Origin of the sequence: Lysinibacillus xylanilyticus, from assembly GCF_001708185.1 — a bacterium.
Taxonomy (GTDB): Bacteria; Bacillota; Bacilli; order Bacillales_A; family Planococcaceae; genus Lysinibacillus; species Lysinibacillus xylanilyticus_A.
The window spans coordinates 87,121-102,168 of sequence record NZ_MDDN01000004.1 but is presented as its reverse complement, the minus strand read 5'-3'; the positions used below and the strand labels follow the sequence as shown (position 1 = coordinate 102,168).

At 36.2% G+C, this 15,048-nt stretch carries 16 protein-coding genes; 10 read left to right on the top strand and 6 right to left on the bottom strand.

The genetic code is table 11. From position 1 onward, the window contains the following. Positions 1 to 8: 8 nt before the first annotated feature. Positions 9 to 908: an FAD:protein FMN transferase gene (locus tag BFJ97_RS10410; RefSeq protein WP_223556510.1), complete on the top strand. Its 900-nt coding sequence runs from the start codon at positions 9 to 11 to the stop codon at positions 906 to 908. Then, positions 909 to 1,463, top strand: coding sequence for a ferric reductase-like transmembrane domain-containing protein (locus BFJ97_RS10405; RefSeq protein ID WP_068984587.1), 555 nt, complete (start codon positions 909 to 911; stop codon positions 1,461 to 1,463). It begins immediately after the preceding gene. 54 nt (positions 1,464 to 1,517) lie between these two features. Here BFJ97_RS10405 and BFJ97_RS10400 read toward each other — a convergent pair whose 3' ends face one another. Next, positions 1,518 to 2,753, bottom strand: coding sequence for a sensor histidine kinase (locus BFJ97_RS10400; protein ID WP_068984586.1), 1,236 nt, complete (start codon positions 2,751 to 2,753; stop codon positions 1,518 to 1,520). Next, positions 2,753 to 3,424 (bottom strand): response regulator transcription factor, encoded by a 672-nt coding sequence (locus tag BFJ97_RS10395; protein WP_068984585.1) that lies wholly within the window; start codon positions 3,422 to 3,424, stop codon positions 2,753 to 2,755. The genes BFJ97_RS10400 and BFJ97_RS10395 overlap by 1 nt, the downstream gene beginning before the upstream one ends. Positions 3,425 to 3,590: 166 nt before the next feature. On the opposite strand from BFJ97_RS10395, the gene BFJ97_RS10390 reads away from it, so the two are divergent. The 4 genes from BFJ97_RS10390 (at position 3,591) to BFJ97_RS10375 (ending at position 5,892) form a co-directional block, all read left to right on the top strand. Further along, positions 3,591 to 3,902, top strand: a complete 312-nt coding sequence (locus BFJ97_RS10390; RefSeq protein ID WP_068984584.1) for an antibiotic biosynthesis monooxygenase family protein — start codon at positions 3,591 to 3,593, stop codon at positions 3,900 to 3,902. Between the two features lie 38 nt (positions 3,903 to 3,940). Further along, a complete protein-coding gene (locus BFJ97_RS10385; RefSeq protein ID WP_068984583.1) occupies positions 3,941 to 4,777 on the top strand; it encodes a CbrC family protein in 837 nt (278 codons plus the stop codon). A gap of 252 nt (positions 4,778 to 5,029) precedes the next feature. After that, complete coding sequence (locus BFJ97_RS10380) at positions 5,030 to 5,347, top strand: PadR family transcriptional regulator (RefSeq protein WP_068984582.1); 318 nt, start codon at positions 5,030 to 5,032, stop codon at positions 5,345 to 5,347. Further along, positions 5,347 to 5,892 carry a DUF2812 domain-containing protein gene (locus BFJ97_RS10375; protein ID WP_223556498.1) on the top strand — a complete coding sequence of 182 codons (546 nt, stop codon included), beginning with the start codon at positions 5,347 to 5,349 and terminating at the stop codon, positions 5,890 to 5,892. The genes BFJ97_RS10380 and BFJ97_RS10375 overlap by 1 nt, the downstream gene beginning before the upstream one ends. 150 nt (positions 5,893 to 6,042) lie before the next feature. Here BFJ97_RS10375 and BFJ97_RS10370 read toward each other — a convergent pair whose 3' ends face one another. The 3 genes from BFJ97_RS10370 to crcB (BFJ97_RS10360) are packed head-to-tail and all read right to left on the bottom strand — an operon-like array spanning position 6,043 to position 7,100. Beyond that, positions 6,043 to 6,390 carry a hypothetical protein gene (locus tag BFJ97_RS10370; protein ID WP_068984581.1) on the bottom strand — a complete coding sequence of 116 codons (348 nt, stop codon included), beginning with the start codon at positions 6,388 to 6,390 and terminating at the stop codon, positions 6,043 to 6,045. A gap of 21 nt (positions 6,391 to 6,411) precedes the next feature. Then, positions 6,412 to 6,741, bottom strand: coding sequence for a fluoride efflux transporter CrcB (gene crcB, locus BFJ97_RS10365; RefSeq protein ID WP_068984580.1), 330 nt, complete (start codon positions 6,739 to 6,741; stop codon positions 6,412 to 6,414). After that, positions 6,738 to 7,100, bottom strand: coding sequence for a fluoride efflux transporter CrcB (gene crcB / locus BFJ97_RS10360; RefSeq protein ID WP_068984579.1), 363 nt, complete (start codon positions 7,098 to 7,100; stop codon positions 6,738 to 6,740). Before crcB (BFJ97_RS10360) ends, crcB (BFJ97_RS10365) begins: the two co-directional genes overlap by 4 nt. A 699-nt stretch (positions 7,101 to 7,799) precedes the next feature. On the opposite strand from crcB (BFJ97_RS10360), the gene BFJ97_RS25440 reads away from it, so the two are divergent. The 3 genes from BFJ97_RS25440 to BFJ97_RS10350 all read left to right on the top strand — a co-directional run bounded on the left by BFJ97_RS25440 (position 7,800) and on the right by BFJ97_RS10350 (position 12,770). Further along, a complete protein-coding gene (locus BFJ97_RS25440; protein ID WP_263297609.1) occupies positions 7,800 to 7,931 on the top strand; it encodes a hypothetical protein in 132 nt (43 codons plus the stop codon). A 1,366-nt stretch (positions 7,932 to 9,297) separates the two neighbouring features. Next, complete coding sequence (locus BFJ97_RS10355; protein ID WP_068984578.1) at positions 9,298 to 11,040, top strand: ABC transporter ATP-binding protein; 1,743 nt, start codon at positions 9,298 to 9,300, stop codon at positions 11,038 to 11,040. After that, positions 11,037 to 12,770, top strand: coding sequence for an ABC transporter ATP-binding protein (locus BFJ97_RS10350; RefSeq protein WP_068984577.1), 1,734 nt, complete (start codon positions 11,037 to 11,039; stop codon positions 12,768 to 12,770). Before BFJ97_RS10355 ends, BFJ97_RS10350 begins: the two co-directional genes overlap by 4 nt. An 87-nt stretch (positions 12,771 to 12,857) precedes the next feature. Here BFJ97_RS10350 and BFJ97_RS10345 read toward each other — a convergent pair whose 3' ends face one another. Further along, positions 12,858 to 13,226: a hypothetical protein gene (locus BFJ97_RS10345; protein ID WP_068984576.1), complete on the bottom strand. Its 369-nt coding sequence runs from the start codon at positions 13,224 to 13,226 to the stop codon at positions 12,858 to 12,860. A 173-nt stretch (positions 13,227 to 13,399) separates the two neighbouring features. Here BFJ97_RS10345 and dacB point away from each other — a divergent pair, with 173 nt between their 5' ends. Then, on the top strand, positions 13,400 to 14,833 hold the full coding sequence (dacB, locus tag BFJ97_RS10340) for a D-alanyl-D-alanine carboxypeptidase/D-alanyl-D-alanine endopeptidase (protein ID WP_068984575.1): 1,434 nt from the start codon (positions 13,400 to 13,402) through the stop codon (positions 14,831 to 14,833). The last annotated feature ends 215 nt before the right edge of the window (positions 14,834 to 15,048 follow it).

Sequence of the window (15,048 nt, the reverse complement as noted above, 5' to 3'; positions counted from 1 at the left end):
TTGGTCGTGTGGATACACTCACTTTACAAATAATGAATACAGAATTTTATATAGCTATGCCAAGAGGTGTGCATATCACATGGAAAGAAAAAGCAGAGAAATGGCTACAATACGTAGCAAAAGAGTGGTCAAGGTTTCAACCAAACAACGAATTATCACAACTTAATGATTTGAAAATGGGAGAAACGCTACACATTAGTTCATTATTATATGAATGTTTAGTGCAAGCAGATCATTATTATCAACTTTCTAATGGTTTATTTTCACCATATCTTAAATTGCAATTAGAACAGCATGGCTACAATCAATCTTTCCCGTTTTTAACAGCTAAAAGCAAGTCATTTCAAAACAAATCTCTAGTTACAGTTCAACCATTTCAATTTCTAGGTGATGGGCAAGTAATGAAGATGGCACAGCAGGAAATTGATTTAGGCGGGTTTGCCAAAGGGTTTGCCATTGAAAAAATGGCTAATTGGCTTGAGCATGAGGTATCTTCTGATTTCGGACTAATAGACGGAGGAGGGGATATGAAAATGTGGTCTTCTGGAGAAAAGACTTGGACAATCGGTGTTGCAGATGCATGGAATATCGACAAGGAAATTAGCTCAATTAAGATAAAAACAGGTGCCATTGCTACATCCAATCAAGTTTATCGAAGTTGGATACAAGGAACAAAGAAGAAGCATCATTTATTGAACGGACAAACAGGTGAAATCGCAAATACAGAAGTATTACAGGCTTCAGTCGTAACGTCCTCTTTATGTGATGCAGAGGTTGGTGCAAAACTTTGCTTCCTTATGAAGGAAGATGAGCTGCAGCAATGGTTCGAAAAAAATTGTCGGCAAAGTGCCCGCTTTATTGTGAAAGAAGGGCAAACAGCAAGTTGGAGGATGACAGGAGTGAAATAAATGCTAATAAGTACATGGGAATGGATTCGATTATTAGGGTTTTTAGCGTATTTTTACTTTACAATTTCTATTATTTTTGGTTTATTGAGAAAATCATCATTTGTAAAATCACATAAGAATTTAATTTATCATATACATCAAAATGCGGGATGGCTCGGGTTAGTCACTGTGATAGGGCATATGTTAGTGCTTTTAATTGATCACTATAAGCCGTATAGTTTAGTTGAGGCGTTAGTCCCTTTCTCGGCAGAATATGAGTCTATACTATCGGCACTTGGAACAATAGCATTCTATTTATTTCTAATGGTAATCATGACATCGGATTTATGGATGCGAACGATGAATCGCTCCTTATGGAAAAAACTTCACTTTCTTGTGTTACCAGCATGGGTATTATCACTTGCCCATGGAGTACTTATTGGAACTGATTCAGAAAATGCTTTCGTTATCATGTTATATGTAGCTTCTGGAGCGGTTACCTTGTTAATACTGATGGCAAGAACAATAAGCAAGCTCAAGAATAAAGGAAATATTTCAACATCGCACAATCATTAAAGAGAATCGGGGCTGCCCTAAAAAGCCCCGATTCTTTTATGATGATCAATAAAGTTAACTAGGAAGTTCAATATGAAATGTAGTGCCTTTACCTACTTTACTTGTTGCATAAATTTTTCCGTCATGCTGCTCTACTATTGCTTTTGCTATGGCAAGACCTAAACCAGTTCCATTTCGTTGACGAGCGGAGTCACTCCGGTAAAATCGCTCAAACACTAAAGGCAATTCCTGTACAGTCATACCAATTCCACTATCAGCAACAGTAATTTTTACAAAGCCTTGATTTTTAAAAAGTGTAAGTGTGATTTTTCCACTATTTGTATATCTTATCGCATTATCTAATAATATATAAAGCAGCTCTTGTATTTTTGAAGGATCTCCAAGTAGCTCGATGTTCTCTTGAATTTCAGAGGAAAACTGTATGTCAGGAGGCATAATCTTTTGAAATTTCGAGCTTATTTTATTGAGTAAAGTAGATAATGGTATTATTTCTTTATGAATGGAAGCCTGATGCTGATCGTGTCTCGCTAAGAACAGCAGTTTTTCTATGAGATCTTTCATTATTTCAGCTTCATCTTTTAAATCCGCAATTAATTCTTTTCCAAAGGGGCTTAACTGTTTTGCTTCCTCAACTTCTAAAATTTCAAGTGAACTATAAAAAATACTGAGTGGTGTTCGTAATTCATGGGAGGCATCGGATACAAACTTTTTTTGTTTATCGAAAGACCATTGAATAGGTATCATCGCTTTACCTGCCATATAATAGCTCAGAAGTCCGATTAAGACTGTCGAGATACAAGTTAATAGTATTAGTAAATACTTTGCATTTTGGAAAAAGTGATGCTGTGACGTTACTGATTTACCAACGAAAATATACCCGACTACTGTATCGTTGTCTACAATTGGCTTTTTTAGAAGAAGAAAATGCTCTTCTTGCCATTCATAATGTTTTATAAGTTCTTCACTTGGGTCGCTATTGCCAAATACTTTTTCAATCTGTTTCTTCAGCCCTTTGTAAGATTCGTCGCCATGAACAAACTGATGATCCTTTGTGTAAATATAGTAAAAAAAATTGCGATTAGGATTATAATTTAAAGTTTTTGTGTTTGCATAGACGTGTTCAAAAAAATCGTGCTCTTGCTTACCATAAAAGTCTTCTAATTCGTTTATTTGTTGATTTTCCATTAATTTAACGAGTGAAAAGTATAGAACAATAACGAATAATGAAAATAATAAAAAGTAAAGCGTTGCATACAAAAAGGATAATTTTTTTCTCGTTTTATGAAACATTAGTTTTCCCTCAGTTTGTAGCCAATACCTCTGATATTTTGAATACGTGATTTGGATTGACCATCATCAATTTTTTTTCGCACAAGCTTCACTAAAGCATCTAGGGAATTATTTGAAACATCATAATCGTAGCCCCATATATAAATACAAATCTGTTCCCTTGTAAGTACACGACCCTTATTGATAAATAAATATTCTAAAAGTAAAAATTCATTTTTAGTTAGGTCAATTTCTTCATTATTGTACAAAAATACTCGGGAATCTATATTTAGTTGTAAATGATTTATTTGGATAACCTGTTCAATTACTTTATCTTTTCTACGTAGTAATGCGCGAACTCTTGCTAACAGTTCCTCTATTTTAAATGGCTTTACTATGTAATCATCTGCACCACTATCAAGCCCCCTAATGATGTCTTCTGTGTCGTCTTTTGCTGTTAGCATTAAAATACTACCATTGAATCCAGTGTCTCTTAACTGCTGACATACATCAATTCCACTAAGCTGCGGCATCATCCAATCTAAAATAACAAGATCATATTTTTCTGTAAGAGTATGGTCTAACGCATCCTGCCCATTTCCCGCCTCTGTCACATTGTGAAATTCTTTCTTTAAAATATGAACGATATTTCTTCTCAGTCGTACATCATCTTCTGCTAATAATATTTTCAAGGCAGCTTCCTCCTGTTTACTATATTCAGCTAAATATACGCATAAATAATGAAATGAAACTGAAAAAGTTCCATTCACTATCAATAAATGATGTATTCCATATTTCGATTTTCTTACAAGTATTTATCGTTTACAATAATACATAAAGAGGTGGGGGTAAATAGCTATGGAAACATATTATGCCGTAATTTTCACATCACAAAGAACAGATAAGGATGGAGAGGGCTATGCCAAAATGGCAGAAGTAATGGATGAACTAGCACAAAAACAGCCTGGTTTTCTCCGTGTAGAAAGTGCTAGAAGTGTTGAAGGGAAGGGGATTACTGTATCCTATTGGGAATCACTAGAGGCAATCCAGGCTTGGAAAGAGAATTCAAAACATCTAGTTGCACAGCAATTTGGCAAAGAAAAATGGTATACACAATATAACGTGGAAATTTGTAAAGTCATAAAAGATTATTCTTTTACAATGAATTAAATTGAGGAACGTCAAATCCTTCTAGAGGGAGTTAATATATGACTACATCTATTTTAGAAGAATGGCATGAACAAAGGAAAAATTTCAATCCTTCAAATCCAGATAGAATTAATCAAATGCATGAGTTCAAGGGAAAATTGAAACTTGAAGAACAAACGGAGGAAAATCTAAGGATACTTGTAGACGTCTACTGCATGCTTAGAATGTATGCTGATGCTTATAAAATTTTCACTTCAGTTATAGATTTAGGGAACAAGAAAGATCGGAAAAAACTCGGATCAATAAAATATTACATAGATAATCCGAATTTTGTGAAGCCATTGTATCCTTGTAAAATTAGAGAGGATCAAACAACTAAAACGGTAATACCTGAATTTAAATATTTACCAAATCCATTGCAATCCAAAATCTTTGAAGCAGAAGCAGTTGTTACCTGTGATTGCTGTGAACAGGAAGTAGATGTTTATTATACTGGGGGTATTTACGCTATTGAAGAGGTTGAATATCTCTGTCCTACATGTATACATATTGGTGCAGCTGCTAAAAAATACGACGGTACTTTCCAGCAAGATCTAATAAACGATAAGAATGTTGTAAATGCAAATTTTACTGAGGAAGTTATGTGTAGAACGCCAGGTTTTGTTAGTTGGCAAGGTAATAATTGGATGGCTCATTGCTCAGATTATTGTGCATTTATTGGCTATGTTGGCTGGAGTGAGTTAGTGGAGCTAGGCATTACAGATCAATTTGAGAATTATACTGGATTTTCTAATGAAGAGTTGTCAGAATCCCTCATGAATAATGGGCATCATCAAGGGTATTTATTTCAATGTTTGGAATGTGGTCTCTATGTCCTTTATTCTGATTTTAGTTAAATGAATATATTATTAAAGCGGGAGATGACTTTCTGTTGTTAGATTAAAACACGAGAAAAGAAACGGTCAGATATCAGCTACGTTGAATCGTCCAGTTCGTGAAAATTAAAGAGCGTTATAATTATCCCCTCCAAAGCTAGGTGGGGATTTTTAATATTTTGGAGTAAATGCTTTAAAGAGTTGCTTGATATATCACAAAATGATATATTGTTTTATGATATATCATTTTGTGATATGTTGGAGGTGTAGGCAATGAAATCATTAGAGCAGTTAACAGATTCTGTTTTTTATATTATGGCGGCCTTAACGGAGCCTCGACATGGCTATGCTGTCATGAGTTTAATAGAGGAGACGACAAAGGGTACTTTTGTAGTTGGACCAGCATCCCTTTATACAATTATAAAAAAACTAGTAGCAGAACAGCTTATTCAGCTACACGATGATTCAGATTCTCGTAGAAAAGTCTATGTCTTAACGGATAAAGGTCGAGAAATATTACTTGAAGATATTGAAAGAAGAAAGGTCATGATTCATTTAGCAGAGCAGGGATTACAAAGGGGGAATATATAGTGCTTGATAAGAGATATATGATATCAGATGGTTTAGCTTTTTTTGAGGAACGCGATATGAAAAAATTAAGTAAAAAAGCGGCAAAGGGCTGGCATCTAAAAAGATTTCGATTTGCATGCTATGAGCTAGAGAAAGGCGATTCAGAAGAAGTAATTTACAATATCGACTATCGTAAATTACGAGCTACTGAAGAAGAGGAGTATTTTGAACTTTTTGCTTACGGTGGCTGGACACATGTTTGTTCAAGTACTGATATGCATATTTTTAAAGCCGCTCCAGGCACTACACCTATTTATAGTGATGCTGAATCTTCTTTAGATAAATTAAATCGTCTTGCGAAGCCTGTTAATTTAGTAGCATCAGTTGCTCTTGCTATCACTATATTTTTGTGGATATTTATGACATTTACCTCTGGGACAATTCAATACATTGCACAGCAAGGACTTACATATTCATTTATTTTTACAGTTCCAGCCGTGATGACTTCTTGTGGGGTCTACTATCATATGTGGAAAAACCTACGATTAAGGTCCAAATATGAATGAAGAAAGAACGGTTCCTAGAGAAAACCAGTGTTTCTTCTAATAAATAAAAGTGGGTAAAAATGTTAATTAACACACCTGATAAAATAAGAAAATCGAATGTAATATCAATCGGAAATATAAGGAGGCGCCCTTGAGAGGATCAAGAGGCGTCTAAAATATTTGTGGTAAAAATTCATTCATAAAACGTTGATTTTTACGTAGCCATATTTTCAAAATCATACGATGCGTGAGAAGTCGTTGTCTTTTATGTGGTCTAGCCTTTGCCTCTATTAAACTTTGTAGCAGAATACATGTTTCTGTTGGCAATGCTTGAGGCTCAACGAGGACGTCAAGCTTGTAATCAATTAACTGAGCAGCCTGAACCTTTGCCAGTAATTGTGCAAAGCGAGTATTCATTTCTGGAAAGTTTTCTTCTAATTCTAGGTCGATTAATCTATATAATGTTTGTTCAATTTCAGCTTCGAGTGCTTGTAATTGTTCGATTGATGGTTGTGTCAAATAATCACCTCATAAATGCTGTTATACGAGTAGAAAACCAAGAGCTGCGAAAAGTATACCGAATAAAACTGTAGTGAATATATAAACAATTACTTGTCTCCATTTTTTCTGTTCTAAGAGCTGCAAGCATTCAAAACCGAATGTTGAAAATGTTGTATAGGCTCCTAAAAAACCAATCCCTATAAAATGCCAAAGCCAATCACTTAGCTGTAAAGCAAATAGTAAGCCCAGTGCAAAAGAACCCGTTATATTAATCAAAAACGTTGCCCATGGATATGTATGGGCATGCCATTTTCCTAAATAAAACCTGGCTAATGCACCCAAAAATCCACCAATTCCAACCATGATCATACGATGCGCCCCTTTGCTAGTTTAAATCCTAGCCATGCACAAGCTAAACCGCCAAAAACACTCACTAACGTATAAAGTACAGCTTGTAGCCATTTACTATCTTGCAAAAGTAATAATGTTTCTAGAGAAAATGTAGAAAAGGTTGTAAAGGCACCAAAAAAGCCAGTACCAATTCCTAAAACAACAGGTGTACGTGTTGTAAAAGTAGTAAAAAGCCATGCTAAACAAAAGCAGCCAATTAAGTTTATACAAAGTGTTGTAAATGGAAAACTTCCTGTATTTGGGAGTACAATACTAAGGCTATATCGACAGATGGCGCCCAAAAATCCGCCAATCCCAACAGCTAAAAATGATTTCAAATTTAAGACTCCTTACTAAATTGTCTATATAGAAAAGTGTATCATGAGAAATGAATTTTAGATATATTTCGATCGTTATATGAATCCAAATATTTCAAAGGATGTAGTGGCATTTTTAGAGTTTGGGTCGGTCCCTATTACGTGCTACAAACTAAGTGTAATAATTATCTTGATAAAGTGTTTAGCAACCTCTTTTTAGAGTTTACAGAGTAGCTCCGGTGCATGTCATATTGACTGCCATAAACCCCTTCAACTATACGAATATTCTGCCACGTAATTCGCAATTATTGTCCCCATTTCATAGTTTGATATGTATATAACTTATAAAAGGGAGGGGTGATTATGATCTCACGTTCCACCGTCTACTAAATATCCGTTAACGGAAAACCCGTGTACGGTTATACCGGAAGCGGAAAACCCGTCAACGGAAAACCCGATAACGGAAAATCCACCACTACTAATTAATAAATTACTAATTAATAAATTACTAAAAATAATGATGATGATAAGAAGGGCGGTACTTGGAAACATAATAAAATCTGAAGAAATAATTTAGTGAAGCACATGAATTGGCATAGATAGAGAGCGACAACATTTGGAACTAAAAGGGAATTATAATTTATCAGGACAAGTAATCGTTCTTAGTAACAGTAAAATGCAAGTCAATTCATTAGGGAAGACAAAAGGGCGGAAATGAAAGTGACAAATACAAATTGGAATCCCGATTCACCAGCTTTGAAAATTAAAACAGAAAATTTTATTGTACAAGCTGCTTCACATCTGAAGGATTTACAAAATGGGACAATGACAACTGATCGTTTGGTAGGGTAGTATATTACGTTTCAACAAATTCGGATTAAACAAGTACGTGTGCCAGACTTTGTATTATGCATAGTATTATGAAATATAGAATACAAGTCCTTTTCCTTCAACAATGGTTTTAGAATTGTACTTGCGAATGTCGTTAAAATAACTGTATAGATAGTCGAAAAACTGTTCTGCTTCCCCATCTTCCGCGTCGCCGTAGAGAGGGGAAATGGCCTCCTCAAGCATCTCGTCTCGTGTCATGGCTTCAATGGATACAAGTTGCTGGATTTCTTACTCTGGCAAAGCCGTGTAGTAGCCGATCATTCCCATTTGTATTCTCCTCCCTATGCGGACTGTCGCTTTTGTTATTAATAATATAACTTGAACATAGGAAGTTTTTAAGCATTTTTTATAAAAATGGCTCATCACCAAAAGTTGTGGATGACATTTGTTAAAACATATACTATGTAAATAAGTTGATTGGAGTGGAGGCTGGGTGACTCCTTGGGGATCAGCGTCACAGATGAGACCCTGGAGCGAGCAACGCGAGTGAAGCGGCTCATCGGACGCCCCCAGGAAGCTCTGCTCTGCGCGAAAGCGAAGCGTCAGCGGCAAAGCGCCCAGTCGGAACGGAAATCAACCACACGTTTTGGTGATGAACCATAAAAACTCCAATTAGTTTCCTTGCTAAATAATAAACGCATGTTTTTGTGTAAACGAAATATATGTTCTTGTTTAAAGAGTGTTGAAGGTTGAAAGAGTAATTAGTTAAAGTAATGGCACATAATTAGCACATCCTGCTACGAAAGAAGCTGCCCGATGCTCAACTAGGAAAGTGAGCAGCCCATAGCGAAAATTAGCAGTTTCTAATTAATAAAAGTGGATCGGTATGGTTAAATAATTCATCTGATACCTGATGTTGTTTTGAAGAATTAAAATGCTAAAGGTAAGATTATGACTGTAATAATTCATTGCTTTAAAGTGCTAATAATTTTCTGAAAAAAGTAAAAAATAACAGTGGAGTTGTTGACAAATATTTCTAAAGTATGATAACCTTCAAGAACACTATAACAAATTAAGCGAAGGAGGTCATGGCAATGTTAGTTTTACCAGTATCATATCAACACACAACTGCATACATTGTCCATGTCTTCTAGCTTTGTATTTTACATTGCAGCAAAAGGCATGGGTTACATCTTGCCTTTTATTAAGAGACACATGCTCTTTTTTAGGGGTATGTGTCTTTTTTGTTGTAAAAAAGGTTGTAGTGATAACAAAAAAGGAGTGTATGCAGTATGCGAAACACAGTACTAAAAATGATTTTCAAAAAGGAATGTCTAGATAGTGGGTAGTAAGCCTCAACAGCACTGGAGAAAGAAGGTTATAATGTATGTTTGATGTTTTAAGTAAATTAAGTTGGTTTTTTAAGAAATACTGGAAGCAATATACAGTAGCAATTGTACTTTTAATAATTGCCAGTTGCTTGGAAGTTGTTCCACCGTATTTACTAGGGTCAATTATTGATATATTGACTGCGGGAGAAATGACACCAGCTATATTATCAAAGTATATTTTGATTTTTGTTGGCATCATTATTGGTGGTTATGTCCTTAATTTTGTGTGGCAATTCAGATTATTTGAAGGAGCTATTAACCTAGAGAAAATTTTACGTCGGAATCTTATGCAGCATTTTCTACGCATGACGCCAACGTTTTATGAAAAAAATCGCACAGGAGATTTAATGGCACGTGCGACGAACGATTTAAACGCAGTGTCACTAACTGCTGGCTTCGGGATTATGACACTGATTGATTCCACGATCTATATGGGCTGTATTATTTTCGCCATGGGTTACTTGATTTCGTGGAAGCTTACATTTTTTGCAATGTTGCCCGTGCCGATCATGGCCATCCTTATTCAATATTTAGGGAAAATTGTGCATGAGCGTTATATGAAGGCACAAGATGCTTTTGGAGAGCTGAATGATAGTGTTCTTGAGTCCGTTGCAGGTGTGCGAGTAGTACGTGCATATGTACAAGAAAAAAAGGATGAGGCAAATTTTGCAGAGATGAGCGAAAGTGTCTATGAAAAAAATATGCACACTGCAAAAATTAACGCCTTATTTGGACCGATTACAAAAGTCGGTACTGGGATCAGTTATGTAGTAGCGCTTGGCTATGGTGCTCATTTAGTAGCGACTGAGGCTATGACAGTTGGGCAGCTTGTAACGTTTAATGTTTACTTGGGGCTAGCAGTTTGGCCGATATTTGCAATTGGAGAACTTATCAATGTCATGCAGCAAGGAAGTGCTTCTCTTGATCGTGTACAGGAAACGCTAAACTACGAGGCGGATGTTCAAAATATTGCGAATCCGCAAATAATTGCGACACCAAATGCGATTGGCTTTGATGATTTAACATTCCAATATCCAATGAGTCAGGTGAAAAACCTCCAGCGAATTTCGTTGTCGTTGGAAAAGGGGCAAACACTTGGGATTGTTGGTAAAACAGGAGCGGGGAAAACGACCTTCCTACGACAATTATTACGTGAGTATCCAATGGGCGAGGGGCAGCTAACGATTGATGGAGTCGATATTACGGCACAGACGAAGGAGCAGTTACTCGATTGGATTGGTTATGTCCCACAGGATCATGTTCTATTCTCACGTACTATTCGTGAAAATGTTTTATTTGGGAAAGAAGATGCGACACAGGCTGATTTGCAGCAGGCGATTCGTGCAGCATACTTTGAAAAGGATTTGGAAAATTTACCGATGGGACTTGAGACACTTGTCGGTGAAAAGGGTGTATCACTTTCGGGTGGTCAAAAACAACGCGTGTCAATAGCGCGTGCTCTTATTAAAGACCCTGAAATTTTAATGCTTGATGACTCACTTTCGGCCGTAGACGCCAAGACAGAGGCAAAAATTATTGAAAATATACAGCGAGAACGACAAGACAAAACGACGATTATTACAACACACCGTTTATCAGGAATTCAGCATGCTGACTTAATTATCGTGCTAGATGAAGGCCAAATTGTAGAGCAGGGAACACATGAGCAACTTCTTTCACAACAAGGATGGTATAAAGAGCAATTTGACCGTCAGCAGCTTGAAGGAGGTGCCTCATGAGTACGAGTCAACGTTTAATGCGCTATGCAATGTATTTTAAAAAACCGATATTACTTGGATTATTTTTCTTAACAATCGCTGTCTTTACGGAGCTTGTTGGGCCATTTATTGCAAAGCACATCATTGATAATTATATGACAATTGGCCACATCGAACTAAAACCAATTACTTGGCTATTACTTGTCTATTTAATTTTAGCAATAGCTACAGCTGTTTTACGCTATTTTATGTATATCTATTTACAAATGGGTGCCAACCGTGTTGTGCAAAAATTACGTAAGGATGTTTTTGAGCATATTCAAACATTGCCAATTCAATACTTCGATAATTTACCAGCGGGGAAAATTGTAGCACGTGTAACGAATGATACGGAGGCTGTTCGTAATTTATATGTACAGGTACTTTCAAACTTCGTTACGAGCTTAATTTCAATTGTGGGTGTTTATATCGCACTTTTCATTTTAAACTGGAAAATGGCATTCCTAGCATTAACGATGGTACCAGTCGTTTATTTATGGATGATTTTATATCGTAAAGTTGCTTCGAAATATAATGATGTGATCAGAACGAAAATTGCTGATATTAACGCCATGATTAATGAATCCATTCAGGGGATGACGATTATTCAGGCATTCCGCCGTGAGCAGCAAATGACGAAGGAATTTGATGACATGAATAATGAGCATTATGCATATGAGCGTAAGCTACTTTTCCTTGATTCTGCAACTTCCTTCAACCTTGTTAATACATTAAGACTTATTATGTTTACGATCTTTATTCTCTACTTTGGTACACAGTCATTTACGGCAACGGAAGTTATTTCTGCGGGGACATTATATGCCTTTGTTGATTATTTAACGAAATTATTTAATCCAATAACGAATATTGTCAATCAATTTTCTCAGCTTGAGCGCTCGCTTGTTGCAGGGAAGCGTGTGTTTGAGGTGTTAGATATTAATGGGGAACCTGTATCTGAAAAAAGTTTACCTCGTTATAAAGGAAATGTAGTATTCGAAGATGTTTCCTTTGCTTATAAAAATGATGAATATGTATTGAAAAACCTATCATTTGAAGCACACCAAGGCGAAACAATTGCCTTAGTAGGTCATACAGGATCTGGGAAAAGTTCGATTATGAACTTATTGTTCCGCTTCTATGACCCATCTAAAGGGAAAATCACGATTGATGGAATTGATATTACTTCGGCTCCTCGTCAAACAATGCGTGAACATATGGGCATTGTACTTCAGGACCCATACTTATTTACAGGTACTATTGCTTCTAACGTCAGCCTAAACAACCCTAAAATTTCACGTGAAAAGATAGAAGCTTCGTTAAAGGCTGTAGGTGGGGAAAGTGTCCTAGCGAATTTGCCAGATGGTTATGATGAGCCTGTTATAGAGAAGGGGAGCACGTTGTCGTCTGGGCAGCGTCAGTTAATTTCCTTTGCACGTGCTCTTGCCTTTGACCCGGCTATATTAATATTAGATGAAGCTACTTCTAATATTGATACGGAAACAGAGGAGATTATTCAGCATGCGATGGATGTGCTGAAAAAAGGACGTACAACATTTATTATCGCTCACCGACTTTCTACTATTAAAAATGCAGATCGTATTCTTGTCTTAGATCGAGGGAAAATTGTTGAGCGTGGCACACACGATGAGCTTTTAGCACAGGGCGGCATTTACGAAAAGATGTATCAAATGCAGGCGAATTCATTGCAATAATAATATTTTGAATGCTTGTGCCTATAAAATGGCATAAATGAAGCCCCACTTTACAAAAAAAGTGGGGCTTTCTATTTAAGATGTACATTATTTTACATGTTTAAAGACATTGACAAAAAAGAATAACACTGAAATTGCTACAGCGATCCCGCCACCAGATACGAACAACTCAAATAACCAGTGTGGCACATCCATATGAACCATCATCATACCGATTAAGAGGAACGGCAAACCGAGATTGTAAAACCAAAATTGTGCTTTGGCCAGCCCCGTTTCCGCTGCATCTTTATAAATTGAATAAATTAAACCGATAAATCCAGTTGTCAGCCAACCTACTACACCAATGTGGGCATGTGTAGCCGTCCATTGAAGTTGAATTGTATAATGCATAAATAGTCCAAAAGCGAAAACAAGCATCAAATACATGACTGAAATTTTTATCCATTTAGCACCCATCGTAACCAACTCCTTTCTCGAAAGTGATTTAGCTAGCTACTACAGTTTATTCTGTCGAATAAAAAAGATGACATATTATTCTCTGAAAAATTAAAAAGTGTTTAATTGTAAATTACTAAATTTTTCCGTAGAATAGAAGCGTGAAAAGGAGAAATTTGTTATTAGGAGGTACTATGAAAAAGAAAATAATTTTATTAACAATGATTTTGACGGTTTGCTGCTTACCTATAACCTTTCTTGAAAAGGCTGAAGCAAGCGAGCAAACCATGACAACAAAGGTGGATAGTGTTCTTGCGAAAAATTGGAAGAATAATGAGTACAGCATTACCGTACGAGATATGGAAACCGGGGATGTACTTTACAATAAAAACGGTGAAAAAATGATACGTCCTGCTTCTTCTCATAAGCTTTTGGTCAGTGCTGCTGCATTAGATTTACTTGGACCTGATTATCGCTTTGAAACGAAGGTCTATGTCGATGGTCCAATTGAAAATGGTGTACTTCAAGGTAATATTTATTTACAGGGTGGGGGAGATCCAACGCTGTTGCCTTCTCATTTAGATTCTTTTGCCAGTGGATTGAAAAAAATGGGTATATCGAAAATTACAGGTTCCTTAATTGCGGATGATACGTGGTTTGATACAGATCGCTTACCGAAGGGAATTGTACCGCAAGAAGAAGCATTACCTTATGCTTCCCGTATTTCTGCATTAACGATTTCGCCAAATGAGCAATACGATATTGCGACTGTCCAAGTTAAAGTGACTGGTTCAAAGGTCGGCTCTACAGCGACTGTTCAGCTTGTACCGTTTGCTAGTACAATTCCCATTGTTAACAAAACAAAAGTTGTTAAAAAGGGCGAGAAAAGTACTGTAAAGATTACACGAGAATATGGTAAAGATCGAATTGTTGTGACAGGGAATTTACCCGCAGGTTCAGAGAAAAGTACATATGTCACGGTCTATGACCCAACCTTGTATACACTCGATGTATTTCGGGAAAAATTAGTGGCAAAAGGTATTCAAACAATGCCTCTTAATATGGGACAAGTACCTGAAAATGCTCAGCAAGTAGGTATTTCTTATTCCAAGCCATTAAAAGATATTAACTTTAAATTTTTGAAGGTAAGCAATAATGGTATGGGTGATATGTTTACAAAACAACTCGGACGAGAACTACTTGGAGAAGGAAGCTGGTCTGCTGGCATTCAAGCAATTCGTACATACGGTAATGATATTGGGCTAAATATGGATCAATGGGTTTTTGAAGATGGTTCAGGTTTAAGTCATCAAAATCGAGCAAGTAGTATGCAAGAAAGTTTATTATTATATAAAGTTCGAAGTAAATCCTGGTATTACTCATATTTAGATGCATTACCGCATGCAGGGAGAAAGGGTAAGCTTGTTGGTGCAACTTTAGAAAACCGTATGAAGGGCTATAGTGTATCTGCAAAAACAGGCTATATTTCTGGTACATATGCTTTAAGTGGTTATGTAAAAGGAAAAAGTGGCAAATGGTATATTTTTAGTATTTTAACACAGGGCAATAAAACTTCAGCAATCCCAACTATTGATGAGATTGTCAAGCAGATTGCAAATGAAATGTAAGGATGTTTAACAACGTAGTTTCATTACATTTAGTTTAATGTTAAACTAAATGATGAAATTAGTTACTTGCTAATTGATCAGGTGTACAAGGGTTGAAAAAACAGACATTGAGTATTACGAAGTGGCTAAAAATAAGATCCCTTTAGTTGCTTTTGGTGATAGTCAATAAAATTAGATGTGCAGCTGTTTTCTTAGCTCCAGATAATTCTCAATAT